The sequence below is a fragment of the Ectobacillus ponti genome, assembly GCF_024294785.1.
In the GTDB taxonomy this organism is placed as follows: Bacteria; Bacillota; Bacilli; order Bacillales; family Bacillaceae_G; genus Ectobacillus; species Ectobacillus ponti.
This window is the reverse complement of record NZ_JANCLT010000002.1, coordinates 84,967-99,831: the sequence shown is the minus strand read 5'-3', so window position 1 is coordinate 99,831 and position 14,865 is coordinate 84,967. Positions and strand designations below refer to the sequence as shown.

Annotated in this window: 15 protein-coding genes; 4 read left to right on the top strand and 11 right to left on the bottom strand. The window is 54.2% G+C overall.

All coding sequences use genetic code 11. From position 1 onward, the window contains the following. Positions 1–24: 24 nt before the first annotated feature. From NK662_RS03955 to NK662_RS03930, 6 genes are all read right to left on the bottom strand, one after another. Entirely contained in the window at positions 25–585 is a 561-nt protein-coding gene (locus tag NK662_RS03955; protein WP_254757611.1) for an AAA family ATPase, read from the bottom strand. Between the two features lies 1 nt (position 586). Next, positions 587–1,759, bottom strand: a complete 1,173-nt coding sequence (locus NK662_RS03950; protein ID WP_254757610.1) for an SDR family NAD(P)-dependent oxidoreductase — start codon at positions 1,757–1,759, stop codon at positions 587–589. Continuing rightward, a complete protein-coding gene (locus NK662_RS03945) occupies positions 1,756–2,103 on the bottom strand; it encodes a hotdog family protein (RefSeq protein WP_254757609.1) in 348 nt (115 codons plus the stop codon). The genes NK662_RS03950 and NK662_RS03945 overlap by 4 nt, the downstream gene beginning before the upstream one ends. Beyond that, positions 2,100–3,245 carry a thiolase family protein gene (locus NK662_RS03940; RefSeq protein WP_254757608.1) on the bottom strand — a complete coding sequence of 382 codons (1,146 nt, stop codon included), beginning with the start codon at positions 3,243–3,245 and terminating at the stop codon, positions 2,100–2,102. The genes NK662_RS03945 and NK662_RS03940 overlap by 4 nt, the downstream gene beginning before the upstream one ends. Further along, positions 3,242–4,666 (bottom strand): AMP-binding protein, encoded by a 1,425-nt coding sequence (locus tag NK662_RS03935; protein ID WP_254757607.1) that lies wholly within the window; start codon positions 4,664–4,666, stop codon positions 3,242–3,244. Before NK662_RS03935 ends, NK662_RS03940 begins: the two co-directional genes overlap by 4 nt. An 88-nt stretch (positions 4,667–4,754) precedes the next feature. Beyond that, on the bottom strand, positions 4,755–5,318 hold the full coding sequence (locus NK662_RS03930) for a biotin transporter BioY (protein ID WP_254757606.1): 564 nt from the start codon (positions 5,316–5,318) through the stop codon (positions 4,755–4,757). A 172-nt stretch (positions 5,319–5,490) separates the two neighbouring features. Between NK662_RS03930 and NK662_RS03925 the strand changes: the two genes are divergently transcribed. Further along, complete coding sequence (locus NK662_RS03925) at positions 5,491–6,348, top strand: SDR family oxidoreductase (RefSeq protein WP_254757605.1); 858 nt, start codon at positions 5,491–5,493, stop codon at positions 6,346–6,348. 112 nt (positions 6,349–6,460) lie between these two features. On the opposite strand, the gene NK662_RS03920 is transcribed toward NK662_RS03925, so the two are convergent. Beyond that, positions 6,461–7,492, bottom strand: coding sequence for a cytochrome d ubiquinol oxidase subunit II (locus tag NK662_RS03920; protein ID WP_254757604.1), 1,032 nt, complete (start codon positions 7,490–7,492; stop codon positions 6,461–6,463). Further along, complete coding sequence (locus tag NK662_RS03915; RefSeq protein ID WP_254757603.1) at positions 7,489–8,844, bottom strand: cytochrome ubiquinol oxidase subunit I; 1,356 nt, start codon at positions 8,842–8,844, stop codon at positions 7,489–7,491. Before NK662_RS03915 ends, NK662_RS03920 begins: the two co-directional genes overlap by 4 nt. 237 nt (positions 8,845–9,081) lie before the next feature. Here NK662_RS03915 and NK662_RS03910 point away from each other — a divergent pair, with 237 nt between their 5' ends. Next, positions 9,082–9,237, top strand: a complete 156-nt coding sequence (locus NK662_RS03910; RefSeq protein ID WP_254757602.1) for a hypothetical protein — start codon at positions 9,082–9,084, stop codon at positions 9,235–9,237. A 53-nt stretch (positions 9,238–9,290) separates the two neighbouring features. Here NK662_RS03910 and NK662_RS03905 read toward each other — a convergent pair whose 3' ends face one another. Next, positions 9,291–10,454: an acyltransferase gene (locus NK662_RS03905; protein WP_254757601.1), complete on the bottom strand. Its 1,164-nt coding sequence runs from the start codon at positions 10,452–10,454 to the stop codon at positions 9,291–9,293. Positions 10,455–10,670: 216 nt separating this feature from the next. Here NK662_RS03905 and chbG point away from each other — a divergent pair, with 216 nt between their 5' ends. Next, entirely contained in the window at positions 10,671–11,378 is a 708-nt protein-coding gene (chbG, locus tag NK662_RS03900; protein ID WP_254757600.1) for a chitin disaccharide deacetylase, read from the top strand. Between the two features lie 56 nt (positions 11,379–11,434). On the opposite strand, the gene NK662_RS03895 is transcribed toward chbG, so the two are convergent. Further along, positions 11,435–12,256, bottom strand: a complete 822-nt coding sequence (locus tag NK662_RS03895; RefSeq protein ID WP_254757599.1) for a polysaccharide deacetylase family protein — start codon at positions 12,254–12,256, stop codon at positions 11,435–11,437. 159 nt (positions 12,257–12,415) lie between these two features. Next, the gene (locus tag NK662_RS03890) at positions 12,416–13,498 is read right to left on the bottom strand and encodes a glycosyltransferase family 4 protein (RefSeq protein ID WP_497717176.1); all 1,083 of its coding nucleotides are present in this window, start codon (positions 13,496–13,498) and stop codon (positions 12,416–12,418) included. Positions 13,499–13,782: 284 nt separating this feature from the next. Between NK662_RS03890 and galU the strand changes: the two genes are divergently transcribed. Further along, positions 13,783–14,664 carry a UTP--glucose-1-phosphate uridylyltransferase GalU gene (galU, locus tag NK662_RS03885; protein ID WP_254757598.1) on the top strand — a complete coding sequence of 294 codons (882 nt, stop codon included), beginning with the start codon at positions 13,783–13,785 and terminating at the stop codon, positions 14,662–14,664. Positions 14,665–14,865: the final 201 nt, after the last annotated feature.

Below are 14,865 nucleotides of genomic sequence, written 5' to 3'. Positions count from 1 at the left end.
CCCAATCCGGGGCCCTTTCTGCTGCTACAGCTGGAATGTTTTTTGAATGAGAGCGGCTGTTTCTGCCGCAGTCAGGTTCGTATTGTCAATCCGTATGTAGTTCTTCTCCTGAACTTCACCCGGAAGCGAGTTCAGCCGGTATTTCTGCATATCCTCGAGAAGGTTTTGCTCCGAGTGCTCCAGGTTGCGCTTTGTCGGCTTATGGGCGAGGCGGTGCGGTGTTTTGTTGCGCTGCAGCCGTTCTTCCACATCGGTTTCCAGTTCGACAAAACAAATATCAGCGCCGCGTGACCGGAAGATCTCGCAGATGCCCTCAATAAATTTCCAGTCGCCTTCATGGTCAAAGGCCCAGACGTAGGTGAAAATCATCCCGTACAGGTCACTTGCCGCCACCTCTTCAAACATCTCCCGCCGGAACAGCTTCACCAGCCGGTTGAAGGAAGGGGAGCCGAATGGGAAAAACGGCAGTACGAGATCAATGGTCATATGGTTATGAAACAGCTTCAGCGCTGTCAGCTTTTCTAATTCATGTCCGACCGTCATTTTGCCTGAAGCCTGCGGTCCGAATAGTAAAACGAATTTCATGTTAATCCCCCTTAGAAGTGAGTGCCTCCCGCTGCATGGTCAAGGTCAGCCGTTCGGCCTTTTTGCCGTTTACCGCATAGATGCTGCCGGATTCAGCCAGTGTGCCCTCCACGAGCAGCTGGCGCACAAAGGCGGCGACCTCCTCGGCACTTCCGACCTGCCAATAGGAATCCAATTCGCGGTTGCCGGCGGCAGCATCCGCCTGTGCCCGCTCGATAAGCGGACGTGTCATGTCTGTTAAGGCAGCGGGTGCCACGGCGTACACCCGGATGCCGGAGCGCGCCCCTTCCTTGGCAAGCGTCATGGTCATTCCGAGCAGACCGGCCTTGGCCGCACTGTAATTCAGCTGCCCCGGCACACCTTCCCAGCCGGCGGAGGAGACCACATTGATAATCGTGCCGCCACTTGTGCGGGCTTGCCGGAGGAAGGGCTTGCTGCAGGAAAAGGCGCCTTTCAGATGAACATTCAGCACCTCATCCCATTCCAGTTCAGCTATCTTATGGGCCATGCGGTCGCGGGTAATGCCGGCATTGTTGATGAGATAATCCGCCCGGCCGAAATGGGTGAGGGCTGCCTGCAGCAGCCGCTCGCCTGTCTCCATGTCCGCAACAGAGCCGGCAACGCCGGCCGCCTGTCCGCCCAAGGCTTGAATGTCTGCCACAACCGCATCCACGCCTTCCTGTGTCCGGCCGTTGATAATCACAGCCGCCCCTTCCCGGGCAAGACGCAGCGCCATGCTCTTGCCGATTCCGCGTGTGGAGCCGGTAATGATGGCAGTCTGTCCATGCAGCGGGCTTGTCTCAAGCACGAAGGATCCATGCAAAATGTCTGCTTCCTTGCTTGCGCCCCGGAACACAACGTTCACTATGCGGCCGTCCACGCTCTCAGTCCGGCCGCTGATGTGCAGCGTTTGCCCGACCAAGAGCGGAGAGAGAAAGCGGGCATCGAATTGAAGCAGGGTGCCGCCCTGCAGTGGTGCAAGCAGCCGGGTGCAAAGCCCCATCGACAGCATGCCGTGGGCAATCGCACCGGAAAAGCCGGCATCGCGGGCCGCGGCATCATCGAGATGGATGCTGCTGTGGTCGCCGGAAGCGTGTGCGTATTGCTGTACCATATCAGGTGTAACGGTAATGGAAAAGCTTGTTGGCAGCTCTTGTCCTGCAAGGAATCTCATGATTTCTCCCCCTGTACGATGAAGGTGGAGGAGCAGATGGCCGCGACGCAGCCGTCCGTGTCCCGCACCTCCAGCTCGTGATATAAAAACCGTCTGTTTCCTTTTTCCCTGCTTGCGGTTAAGGAAATGACAACTGTATAGGTTTGATTGAGCTGCAGCGGCTGCCGATAGATAAAGCTTTGCTCGCCGTGAATGATGGGCCCCGCATGCTGCAGCCAGGGGACCTCAATCAGCTTCCAGAACAGAAAGGGAAGCGTCGGCGGCAGTCCCTCCGTGCCCAGAGCGGCATTCAGGCTGTCCATCATCTCTTGTGTAAGGGTGATTTGTACAGGCTCTGTTTTCATGCTTTCTCCACCCGTTCCAGCAGCGTTGCGACACCGAGCCCGCCGCCGATGCCGAGTGTGGCCAGCCCGTAGCGGGACTGTGTCCGCTGCAGCTCCATGCAAAGGCGGGTGATGAGGATGGCGCCGGAAGCGCCGTACGGATGGCCGAGGGCGAGGGCCCCGCCGCCGATGTTCACCTTTTCCTCCGGAATTCGCAGCTCCCGGAGTGAAGCAAGCACTTGGGAGGCGAAGGCTTCGTTAAACTCGACAAGGTCGATGTCGTCAACGCGGAGGCCGGTTCGCGCCAGCAGCTTCTGCACCGCCGGGACCGGTCCGATGCCAAGCAGATTGGGATCCACGCCGGCGCTTGTGCTGTCAACAAAGCGGGCAAGAGGGCGGAGGCCCAGCTCCCGGCATTTGTCTGCCGACATGAGAAGCACAAGGGCTGCCCCGTCGTTGACCGGACAGGCATTGCCGGCCGTCACGGTGCCGTCTGCCTGAAACACAGGGCGGAGCCGCTGCAGCCTCCTCAGGCTTGTGTCCGGGCGCGGACATTCATCCTGGTCCATCCCTTGAACCGGGACAATCTCAGCGGCAAAGCGGCCGCTTTGCTGCGAGCGGACGGCTTTTTCATGGCTATGCAGCGCAAAACGGTCCTGATCCTCCCGGGAGATGCCAAATTGTGCGGCTACATTTTCAGCCGCGATGCCCATGTCCGGGTCGCCGATCTCATCTGGAGAGAAGCGGGCGCGTGTGTATAGCCGCGGCATTCCTGTCAGTGCCGCCGGCTTTTCCATGCGCCAAGGGGCAAGGCTTGTGCTTTCTACTCCGCCAGCCAGATAGATGTCGCCGGCTCCGTTCTGAATGAGACGCGCTGCCAGATTGACAGCCTCCAATCCGGAGCCGCATTGCCGGTCAATCGTGACACCGGGAACAGAGACGGGCAAGCCTGCTGTCAGGGAAGACAGCCGTGCCAGGTTGCCGCCGGGACCGACCGCGTTGCCGAGGATCACCTCGTCAATGCTTGCCGGCTCCAGCTGATAGTCTTCTACAATATTTCGTATCACAGCGGCCGCCAGCCCTTCTGGCGGGATGTGGCGGAGCATGCCGCCGATTCTGCCGATGGCGGTGCGCTTTGCCGCGACAATGACTGCCTGTCTCATAAGGTCAGCTCCTCCTGCAGTTTTTGCGCGATAAGCGCCGGCAGCTCCGTCCGCGCCAGCTTTCCGCTGGAGGTGAGCGGAAAACGGTCTGTCGCCAAAAATAAGCGCGGGCATTTATAGGAAGCGAGCTGCTGCCGGCAGTATGCCTTTAAGGCCTGCGGATCCGGCTCGCCCTGCCATTGAATGACAGCCACGAGCTTTTCTCCCCAATAGTCATCCTGGACGCCGGCAACAGCGGCCTCCGCTACATCCGGATGCCGGCGGAGCACCTCCTCCACCTCTTCCGGATAGATGTTCAGCCCGCCGCTGATAATCATATTTTTCTTGCGTCCCACCAGGGTGATGTACCCATCAAGGTCCCGAAAGCCGAGGTCGCCGACAGTGGCGTACTCTCCGCGGAATACATCCTCTGTGCCATGCACATAGCCGGAGAAGACGAGCGGGCTTTTCACATGCAGTTCACCGACTTCTCCCGTGTCAGCCTCCGTGCCGTCCGCCCGCAGGATGAACAGCTCGACCTCCGGAAACGGAATGCCGACGCTGTCCGGCTTTTGCAGGCTCCCGGCTTCGTCTATATAGGTGATGAAGCTGAGCTCCGAGGCTCCGTAAAATTCAAAGCGGCGCGCATTCGGGAATACCGCATGCAGCAGCTCCTTTTGCTCCGCCGGCCACTTGGCGCCGGAGCAGAGGATGCTTCGCAGGACGGGGTTCTGCTTATCCCCATACGCCTGGGCAATTGCATACAGCATGGTCGGCACGGCATACATGACGGTAATAGGCTCTGTCTGCAATGTTTTTGCTGCCGCCTCTGCGGAAAAGGCCGTTTGGATGTGCAGAGTTGCCCCGAGATGGAGCGCATGCACGGCAGCAAACAGCGAAAGCGAGTGGCAAAGCGGGCCGGGCGCGTACATCACGTCTTCCGCCGAAATGGAGAAAGCCTGCTCTCCGCCGCTGAAGCTCTTCAGCCAGGAGCGGTGATGGCGCATGAACCCTTTGGGGCGGCCGGTGGAGCCGGAGGTATAGCCGATATAGAAGATGGGGTTTTCCTCAGCCTCAGCCGGTGCGGCATCCTTCAGCTTTTTAATCGAGAGTCCGGATGGGCCGCGGGACACTGCAGCATCCGGCCGGCATTCAGCGAGGATGGCCTCCCGCTCCCGCTGGCTCCATTTCGGGTCTATGGGAATGGCGGCCCAGCCAAGCAGGGCCGCAGCGAAAAAGGCTTCCAAAAAGGCCGGCTCGTTTCCCAGGAACAAAGCGACGCGCTTTCCAGGGCCTTGTCCGACTGTCTGGAGCAGCTGCTCCTGGATGGCTGTGACATGCTTATAAAAGGTATGATAGGTAATCTGTTCTGTTTCTGTTTGAATTGCAATCTTATGCGGTGTAGCTTCCGCTAAAGCGCGGAGGGAACTGCCAATCATCATCCTTCACCTCTTTTTGAAGCTATTCTTTCTCCATATAAAGGAGAAAACCCTGCTTAACACGACAAAAAAGCTTGTCGAATCGACAAGCTTACGCTGCTTTCTGCTCTGTTTCCTGTCTGATGAGCGGGTAAATCCGTTTGATTTGCAACGCAACAAGGCTGGAGATCACCACTTTGGTCAAATCGCCCGGGATGAAGATTAGAGAGGCAGTCGCATTTGCCAGCCAAGGTGTCTTCAGCACCATTGCGGTATAGGTGACGCCGCATGCATATACGAAAATAATGCCGCCAAGAATCTGGATGGCCACCATGTTCCACATGCGCAGTGAGCGCCAGGATTTTTCCACGAGATAGCCGATAATCAGTGCCGCGATCGGCCAGCTCAGAATATAGCCGCCGCTTGGCCCGAGAATGACGCTGAAGCCGCCGCGCCCGCCAGACAGAAGAGGAGCGCCCGCTGCTACAAGCAAATCAAAAATCAGGAGGCTCATAAATCCGCGGCGTGCCCCGAGCACAGCGCCGGCCAGCATCACACCGAGAGTTTGTGCCGTAATTGGAACCGGAGTGAAGGATAAGGTAAGAGGAGGAAGCAGACCGAGCGCGGCTGTCACGGCTGCGAAGAGAGAAACGTACATCATGTCTTTCAGCTTCATAGTGTATAGCTCCTTTTTGGAAATAGTAGTTATTTTTAGAATATAGACATCTTTTATTTCTGTCAACCTGAAAAGAGTACAGGTTGACAGAAAGTGTCGCCAAATTGCAAATTGACAGCCGGAAAGCAGGAGAGGGAGAATAGGTATAGGTTCATAAAGGAGAGGATTGGCGATGGAACGGATTTTGGTGACAGGCTTTACCGGAACAGTGGGCCAGGAGGCGGCAAAGCAGCTGGTGAGATGGGGAGAGCGTCCGCGCTGCGCGGTGCGCAACGTGGAGAAGGCGCTGCAGCAATATGGAACGGAATATGAGTATGCCGCCTTGGATTTTGATGAGGAAGCTACGTTTCCGGCAGCACTGGCCGGGGTTGGCCGGCTGTTTCTCATGTACCCGCCGATGATCCGCGAGAAGGACAGCTTTGCCCGCTTCATCGCTGCCGCCAAGCAGCATGGGGTGCGGCATATTGTGTACCTGTCGGTGAAGGATGTGCAGTATCTGCCGTTTGTCCCGCATCATAAGAATGAGAAGCTGATCAAACAAAGCGGCATTCCATACACCTTCCTGCGCGCCGGCTATTTTACGCAGAATTTGAACCTGTTTCTCCTTGGGGAGCTGATGAAGCATGACCGCATTTTTGTGCCGGCCGGGAAGGGGAAAACGAGCTTCACCGATGTGCGGGACATTGCTGAAATTGGCGCGCTGGCCTTGCTGGAGGGAGAGAAGCATTACAACAAGAGCTATGTGCCGACCGGCAGCGAAGCGCTCACCTTTTTCGAGGTGGCGGACATCATGACCAAGGTGCTCGGGCGCAGGATTACATACACAAACCCGACGGTGAAGGAGTTTCAGACCTATTTCCGGCAGGAGGGACTGGAGGAAGCGTATCTCAAGGTGGTGACTGGCATTCACCTGTTCACCAAAATCGGGCTGGCGAAGGGAATCACCCGTGATATCGAGAGGGTGACGGGGCATCCGCCGCTTTCAGTCCGGCAGTATGTCGAGGACTACCGGGCGTACTGGGAGAAGTGAAACAAAACGAGAAAGAGCGGAACAATGGTGAAACAATTTTTAAGAAAATGAAACAATTTCAATCCAGGCTTGAAAAACGCATCACATGCAGCAGCATGTGATGCGTTTTCTATTATTCTTTGCCGTCCCGAATGAAGGAGCGGTCCTTCAGGAAGAGATTCCAGAAGAAAATGAAGCCCGGCAGCAGGATGGCGATGCCGACCGCGTACAGGATGAGCAGCGAGTAGAAGGTGGCCTCCGTCGTGAAGGCGGTCTTCACCGTCAAATCGGGATGGACGATGTAAGGCAGATGCGCCTTGCCGTAAGCATAGCTGGCGAAGGCGTATTGTCCGATAATCGCCAGCACCGCGATGCGCGGCCAGCCGAGTGAGCCATGCGCCCGATTGTTCCACCAAAGCGAGGCATAGCCGAGCACGAACAGGCCGAGCGACAACGCAAACCAAGGAATTTCCCCGGCCAGATTTTGCAGCAGCCAGCGTGTTTCCGGCCCTGTGGACACCAGAGCGACGACAGCTGTCACCAGCGTGAAGGGGCCGATGAAAATGGCATTGCGGCGGTATACCCGGTACGTCTCCTCCGATCCCTGCTCCCGCGCGAAATCGGCGAGAAAGAGAGCGGAGAGGAACAGCTCGGAGGTCAGGCCGAACAGCATATAGGCATACAGCGCCGGGCTGGAAAACAGCTTGCTGTACAGCAGCACTTCCTTGCCGCCCTGTGTGCTGACGAAGGCGCCTTCCGTCACCGGCAGCACGGTGATAAGCAGTGCCGGGATGAGCAGGCCTGTGATGCCGGACACAATCCGCAGCAGCCGCTCATAGCCGGCCAAGGAATACGAGAACACCATGAAGGTGCTGCGGATGGCAACCAGAAACAGAATGAGCGTCACCGGTACGAACATGACAGTCGCCAGCGTGTAGGCCGCTTTTGGAAAAAAGCCGATGAAAGCGACCACGACAAACACGAGCAGCGTATTCGTCACTTCCCATGTCGGGGACAGATAGCGGTTGGCGAGCTTGCCCGCCATTGTTTTGTGCTCGGCATACACCATGCCCCAAAAGCCGGTGCCAAAGTCGATGGAGCCGAGAATGCTGTAGGCAAAGACAAGTGCCCACAGAATGAGAATTGCAACGCTTTCTTCACTCATGAACGTTTCCCTCCATCCGTTGCCAAATCAGCCGTGAGCGGATGGCGCCGGAAGAAGACGCGCAGCACGATGACAGTCAGAGCACCCAAGAATACGTACAGTACAATGAACAGGAAGAACAGCGGACCGACAAAGTCCGCCTTTGTGGCAGCCTGTGCGGTTGTTTGAAATTGATAGATCGTCCAAGGCTGCCGTCCGCTGCAGCTGAAGATCCACCCGGTTTCAATTCCGATAAAGCCGAGCGGGCCGAGTGCAACCGTGGCCCAAAGCAGCCATTTCGGGAACTGCTTGCCGCGTTTGCGGTGAATGAAGTACCAGTAGGCGAGTCCAAGTCCGGAAATGGCAATCATCAGTGTGCCGGCGAATACCATCAGGTTAAAGAAGGTATGCGTATAAAACGGCGGCCATGTTTCAATTGGAAAATCATTCAGACCCTGTACAACTGCGGACGGCTTAAAGGCAGCCAAGATGCTGAGGGCCCAGGGAATTTCGATGCCGTATCTCACCTCATGCGTATTGGCATCGACAAAGCCGCCGATCGCCAGCGGGGCATAAGACTGTGTCTCAAACAAGCCCTCGGCTGCCGCCAGCTTTTCCGGTGTATGGTCGTACAGGTTGACGGCGGAGGCATGTCCCGACATGCCCATAAGAAGGCCCGTGACCAGTGTCACAACGAGCCCGAGCACAAGCCCTTTTTTGTGATAGGCAATTTCCTGCGCCGTTTTTTCATTCCGCTTCAGCAGCTTCCAGCCTGCCACGGCTGCAATGGTGCCGGCCCCGGCCAAATACGCGGTGATGACAACATGGAAGGAGCCGGTGAAAAAGCTTGGGTTAAAGAAGGCTTCCCATGGATTGACATCATAGATGCTGCCATCCTGCTTCATAGAGAACCCGGCCGGCGTATTCATCCATGTATTGGCCGAAGTGATCAGCACGGCGGAGGCAGTGGCGCCGAGCATGACGAAAAACAGCGACAGCAGCCGCAGGAATGGTGTCAGCCTATCTGCTGCGTAGACATAAATCGACATGAACAGAGCCTCCAGAAAAAAGGCGAAAATCTCAATTTGGAACGGTACAGAAATGACCTGGCCGACAATCTTGGTAAAGCCGGGCCAAAGCAGCGCCAACTGTACGCCGACAATCGTGCCGGTCGGAATGGCGACGCCAAGCAGGATGGCAAATGCCTTGGTCCAGCGCTTTGCCATAACCGCGTAATCCGTATCCTTGCGCCAGTGGTAGAGCATTTCGCTGATGAAAATCATAAGGGAGAGACCGATGCCGAGTGTCGCAAAGATGATATGAAACGCAAGAGAGGTCCCAAAAAACGCCCGTGACAAAGTAACCGTATTCATATGACAAAATTCTCCTTGTTTTTGCTATTATCTTCCTTCCGTTGCAGGAGAATTATTCAAATATCCTTCAAATCTTATGCATTATTTCAAAATTTTTCTATGCTACAATATGTGAAAGAATATTCTGTCAAAACAAATTACGACAATTCTTGCAATATCGGAATAGATACATTATAATGGATTCGAACATGAGTTCTTTTTTATCTATTGCTATATAATGGAAGTGAGGGATTTTTGATGTATCCTGCATTTATCAATAAAATGGCATTTTCGAAAGAGCATAAGGACTTACTGGTGAAGCTATATAACAAAGAAATTACCCGGAAGGAATATGACCGCATCGTACAGACGATGTACCGGCCATCCCCGGAGCAGGCTGTGTATAAACAATAAAGGACTGATCCCGAAAGCTGCCGTCAGCGGTCTTTTGGATCAGTCCTTTCTTCTTATAGCTGCTTTTTCATCTTAACCGGCCAAACGGAGAGAGCGGACAGGTTGAGCTTCAGCTTGGCTGTTGGTCCCGTGATGGCGCCGGCGAATGGCACGAGCGTCAGCAGGGAAATGGTTCCGATGGACAGAACAGCGGTCAAGCTGAAGAGAAGCAGCGCATATAGAAGCGAGTTTGCCGGAACCCCCAGCACAGCCAGCAGCTTCACGCCCGCAGGCAGGAAGAACAAGTGCGCGAGATAGGCTCCGTACGTAAAGCGCCCGACAAACTGCAGCAGCTTGTACAAAAACGTCCGGCTGTGCACAATGGTCATGGCCAGCGCATACATCAGCAGGATTTCACTGGTTGTATACAGGAACATGGACGGCTTCAAATAGGTGGATACCTGCAGGTGAATATCGTGTAGGCCGTCAAACGAAAACAGCTCGTACGATACCATGAAGAACAGAGTCAGGAATACAAAGGTGTTCACCGGCACGTGGCGGAACACAAATTTGCGCCATGCCGGCAGCGCTGCCGCTGCAATCCCCCCCATGACGAAATAGAAGGAGTAGAACAGGAAGGTGCGGTCTGTATACAGCAGCCAGTTTGTATGCGTCAGTACGGTGCCATTAAATACATAGTGGGCGGAGAACCACATCAGCCCTGCATACAATAAGCCGAACACCAGCAGCATCTTATACAAGGCCACTCTCGTATTGACGCGGCGGCGGAACCAATGGAACAGCGCAAACAGCACCGGAAACAGCAGGTGAATCTGGAACATCATCACGACATACCACATATGCGGCGCCGCGCTGCCAAGCAGGATGGCCTGCACTGCTTCCCCCATGTGCAGTTGATGGTTCATTGTCAGATAGATCAGGGACCAGAATAAGTAAGGAACAATCAGTTCAGCTACTTTCTCAAAAATATAGGACTGGTACCGGACCTGCTTCTCGTGATGGTAGATGAGCGTGAAGCCGACAATGAAAATAAAGGCGGGCGCTGAGAACTTGGCAAGATTGAAGAACATGCCGATCAGCACACCCTGCTCCGGCGCGACAGCCGGCTGTTTAATCGTATAGGATAAAGCGCTCTGCAGCACAACGGCCAAGAACGCAAGGCTCTGCACAATCTTCAGTTCGGGCACCTGCTTTTTGCAGGATACTTGTGTTGCCATGAAACATCATCTCCTGTATCGGAATACAATATTGATTATATTACGTTTCCGTTACATAGGGTATGGAAAGTTTGTGAAAGATGTAACATGATTTCAGAAAAGGCAAAATATTTTGCCGCAAAATCTGATTTCGTTGAGGCGCAGGGACCCTGTTGAATATGCCGCATCCTGCCGCGTATATATAGGAAGTAGAAAGCTGTGAAGGGAGAAATGCGGATGATTGAGCTTGTTGTGACCGCAGATGATTTTGGTCTGAGCAAAGGGGTAAACTATGGCATTCTGGAGGCGCATATAAGCGGGCTTGTCAATTCGGCATCGCTGCTGATGAATATGCCGGCAACGGACCATGCGCTGCAGCTGGCCCGCTGTCATCCGTTGCTTGGGGTCGGTGTTCATCTTGTGCTGACAGCCGGGCGGCCGCTGCGGAAGGATGTGCCCAGCCTGGTCAATGGGCAGGGCAGCTTCCATACTCTTGCCAAGCTTGGAAGGGTGCAGCTGAATCCTGCTGAAGCAGAGGCCGAGTGGCGCGCCCAAATTGAGTCCTGCTTGGCAGCCGGTATCCGCCCGACGCACCTCAGCAGCCATCATCACGTGCATGGCAGGCCGGAGCTTGCGCCTGTTATGGAAAGGCTGGCGGCCGCCTATGATTTGCCGGTGCGGCGCTGCACAAACGGAGAGCAGCTGAACGCGTTCTCGGATGTCCTGCTTACAGACTTTCATGGAGAAGGGGCAGAGGAGGATTATTTCGCCACAATTCGTGAGCGGGTGGCAGACGGCGTCCGCGCGGAAGTCATCACGCATCCCGGATTTTTGGATGCGGACCTCCTTCGCCTGTCCGCTTATACAAGCTCACGGGTCAAGGAACTCGATATCCTAACAACCAGCCGCCTGCCTGATGGGGTACAGCTGGTGTCTTACGCATAATCAAAAAGGCGGAGGACAGTGCATGTCTCCGCTTTTTTTGATTTTCTCCGCTTGTCCTAGAGCCGGGCATCATCCCAGAAGTTGACGGCAATATGATAGTTTGGGCTGTAAGGAAGCATGGTGTAGCCCTTGTCCATCAAAATATCAATCATGCGCGGCAACGCCTGCACCGCCAGCCGGGAGTCATGCATGAGGATGACCTCTGTGTCATCATTGCTGTCCCGCTCTACGGTTTTCAGCATGGAGGCGGCCGTTTCACCGCGGGACCAATCGTTTGTGTCGATGGTCCAATCCCACATCTTGAACTGTGAAGCGGCCAAGGCGTCACGATAGGCCTGCTTCAGAAAGGGGCGGCTGCCATAAGGCACGCGGACAAGCAGTGTATGCACACCTGTCTCGTCCTCCACAATGCGGCGGGCCTCCTCCATTTCGCCCACCAGGAGGCCTGGACTGGAGTGATACAGCCGTTCCGCGTTGTGCGACATGCTGTGGAGCCCGATATAATGTCCATCCCGCAGGATGCGGCGCGCCACATCCGGGTGCTGCGCCACCCTTCCGCCAATTACGAAGAAGGTGCCTTGCACCCCCTTCTCCTTTAGAATGCGCAGGAGCTGCGGGGTGTATTGGTTGGGGCCGTCATCGAAGGTAAGATAGGCAACCTTTCGGGCATAATGGTGTTGAACCTGCATGCTTTCACGGACAAACCGGAACTGCCGATCGGAGAGCTTTTTGTCCGCCAAAAACAAGGAACGTAAGTGATGGGTGTGGACAGGCGATACAAACCCGGCATGCTGCGCCTTTGCCGAGGAGGTAAAGGGGCTGGCGCAAAACAGGAGACCGGCGCAAAGAACGAGTGAGAGAAGCGATTTATTTGCCATAGCACTCACCTTTATATGTAGAGAATTGGTATACTCGTATTATGCAACAATTGGGATGACTTAGACGAAGAATATTTTGGAAGGAGAAATACTGCGGAGATGGGGCATCCTGTATGTAGGAGAAAGTGAATAAAACAAGCCGCCTGTTTGGGCAGCTTGTCAATATTGGCGGGAACGCTGACGGTTCCGGGCCCTTTTATAGAATGATAGAATCGGGCGATAGCGCTCATGCACCAAGCCGATAATTTCGGCCACCAGCTCTGCGATGAAGATGACCAGGAACAGAAGGATGATGGACATCCAAATGGTAATTTTAGAAAACAAGAGAGCGCACAGACTGAAGAAAATGCCGAATCCATAAATAAGCAGCACCGTTTTCCGATGAGAGAAGCCAAGTGCGAGCAGGCGGTGGTGCAGGTGTGATTTATCGGGTGCCGAGATTGGCTTTTTGTTCACCAGGCGGCGGATGATTGCAAAGGATGTATCGAAAATTGGCACACCGAGAATAATAATCGGGACAAGAAAGCTGAACATTGTTACGCTCTTGTATAAACCAAGCAAGGATAACACCGAGATGCAGTAGCCCAGAAACAGGGCGCCTGTGTCCCCCATGAAAATCTTGGCCGGATGGAAGTTAAAGAACAGAAATCCGGTTGTGCTCCCCAGCACAATAATGGCCAGCGTAAAAATCAGAACGTGCAAATTATCCTGTGAAGCCATCACTGCGATGGTGGCCAGCGCAATGGAGGAGATTCCCCCGGAAAGCCCGTCCAAACCATCGATCAGATTGATGGCATTGGTGATGCCGACAATCCATAGTACAGTAAGCGGATAGGCAACGTACGGAGTCAGCTGATGATCCCCGAAGAACGGGATGTTCACCAAATCAATCAGCAGGCCGCTTCTGACAATCAGCAGGGCAACGCCAATCTGCACCAGAAACTTCAGTTTTGCTGACAGCTCATACATATCATCCAGTACGCCAAGGCCGACAATGATAAAAGCTCCGGCAATGATTGTCGACATCCGCTCTTCATACAGACCGCTCACAAAATATCCTGCCGCCACCCCGATGAAAATGCCAAGCCCGCCGAGACGGGGCATGATCCTCGCGTGTACCTTCCGAGCATTTGGTTTGTCCACAGCGCCGATCTTAAATGCAAGTTTCATCACAAGAGGGGTTACGATCACGACTGTGATCAGGGATGCGAAGAATGTTAACAGAATCATCTTCCAATCCATCCATATCCCACCCTTTGTTCTTTTTTATATATTTTTAATCCGATAGGTCCATTTTTCACTCACCTCATATCGTATCACAAAAGAACAGGAATTCAACGTTTTTTTTATGCAATTTCCATTATCGACCAAATTGATTTTCTCATATAGAATCCCGCAGTATGGCACCGGTTTTCGCCGCATGGTCCGGTAATAAAGAAAAAATAAAGGAAGTATGCTATAATCAGAAGCAGTTTAAGCAGACCGATCTGCCAGTAACGTATGCAAATGGACGAGGGGGATTCCGTGTGAAGAAAATACGCAAGGCCATTATTCCGGCAGCCGGGCTGGGGACGCGCTTTCTGCCGGCGACAAAGGCGATGCCAAAGGAGATGCTGCCGATTGTCGATAAGCCGACCATTCAATATATTGTAGAGGAAGCCATCGAGTCCGGCATTGAAGATATCATTATTGTCACGGGCAAAGGAAAGCGAGCCATCGAAGACCATTTTGACCATGCCTTTGAGCTGGAGCAGAACTTGCTGGAAAAGGGCAAGTACGATCTGCTGGAGAAGGTACAGGCTGCTTCCAAAATGGCAGATATTCATTACATTCGCCAAAAGGAGCCGCTTGGTCTGGGCCATGCGGTTTGGTGCGCCCGCAACTTTATCGGCGATGAGCCGTTCGCTGTTCTGCTCGGGGATGACATCGTGCAATCTGAGCGTCCTTGCCTGCGCCAGCTGATGGATGAGTACGAACGCACTCTCTCTTCTGTCATTGGCGTCATGAAGGTGGGAGAGGAAGAAACACATCGTTATGGCATCATTGACCCAATTGAGCAAACAGGGCGCCGCTATCAGGTGCGCAACTTCGTGGAGAAGCCGCCGCAAGGCACAGCGCCGTCCAACCTGGCCATTATTGGGCGTTATATCCTGACACCTGAAATCTTCTTATTCCTGGAGCGCCAGCGCACAGGAGCCGGCGGGGAAATCCAGCTGACGGATGCCATTGAGAGCTTGAATGAAATTCAGCGTGTATTTGCCTATGAATTCGAAGGTACGCGCTATGATGTAGGCGAGAAGCACGGCTTTGTCGAGACAACCATTCAGTTTGCCCTGCAGAGCGATGAGCTGCGAGAACCGCTGCTGCGCTTTATGGAAGAAAAGCTGCAGCAGTATAAGAGAGTGTGACGGACAACGGAAACCGCATGCTGTCGGTTGGACGTGAACAGCTATATTATAATAGGAAATAACCGGCCGCAGAAAGCCGGTTATTTCCTATTTTTCTATGAAAGTCCTTGCAACCTCTTTCTTGGATTGGAGCGTAAGAGAGCCCTGTCTTCCGTGAGTCATCCTGTAACATACCTTAAAGCAGTCTAAAGATTCTAAATA

Bases quoted from the DNA above. Each gene is read 5' to 3' on its own strand.
- NK662_RS03955 (WP_254757611.1), bottom strand. From the start codon at position 585: ATGAAATTCGTTTTACTATTCGGACCGCAGGCTTCAGGCAAAATGACG.
- NK662_RS03950 (WP_254757610.1), bottom strand. From the start codon at position 1,759: ATGAGATTCCTTGCAGGACAAGAGCTGCCAACAAGCTTTTCCATTACC.
- NK662_RS03945 (WP_254757609.1), bottom strand. From the start codon at position 2,103: ATGAAAACAGAGCCTGTACAAATCACCCTTACACAAGAGATGATGGAC.
- NK662_RS03940 (WP_254757608.1), bottom strand. From the start codon at position 3,245: ATGAGACAGGCAGTCATTGTCGCGGCAAAGCGCACCGCCATCGGCAGA.
- NK662_RS03935 (WP_254757607.1), bottom strand. From the start codon at position 4,666: ATGATGATTGGCAGTTCCCTCCGCGCTTTAGCGGAAGCTACACCGCAT.
- NK662_RS03930 (WP_254757606.1), bottom strand. From the start codon at position 5,318: ATGAAGCTGAAAGACATGATGTACGTTTCTCTCTTCGCAGCCGTGACA.
- NK662_RS03925 (WP_254757605.1), top strand. From the start codon at position 5,491: ATGGAACGGATTTTGGTGACAGGCTTTACCGGAACAGTGGGCCAGGAG.
- NK662_RS03920 (WP_254757604.1), bottom strand. From the start codon at position 7,492: ATGAGTGAAGAAAGCGTTGCAATTCTCATTCTGTGGGCACTTGTCTTT.
- NK662_RS03915 (WP_254757603.1), bottom strand. From the start codon at position 8,844: ATGAATACGGTTACTTTGTCACGGGCGTTTTTTGGGACCTCTCTTGCG.
- NK662_RS03910 (WP_254757602.1), top strand. From the start codon at position 9,082: ATGTATCCTGCATTTATCAATAAAATGGCATTTTCGAAAGAGCATAAG.
- NK662_RS03905 (WP_254757601.1), bottom strand. From the start codon at position 10,454: ATGGCAACACAAGTATCCTGCAAAAAGCAGGTGCCCGAACTGAAGATT.
- chbG (WP_254757600.1), top strand. From the start codon at position 10,671: ATGATTGAGCTTGTTGTGACCGCAGATGATTTTGGTCTGAGCAAAGGG.
- NK662_RS03895 (WP_254757599.1), bottom strand. From the start codon at position 12,256: ATGGCAAATAAATCGCTTCTCTCACTCGTTCTTTGCGCCGGTCTCCTG.
- NK662_RS03890 (WP_497717176.1), bottom strand. From the start codon at position 13,498: ATGGATTGGAAGATGATTCTGTTAACATTCTTCGCATCCCTGATCACA.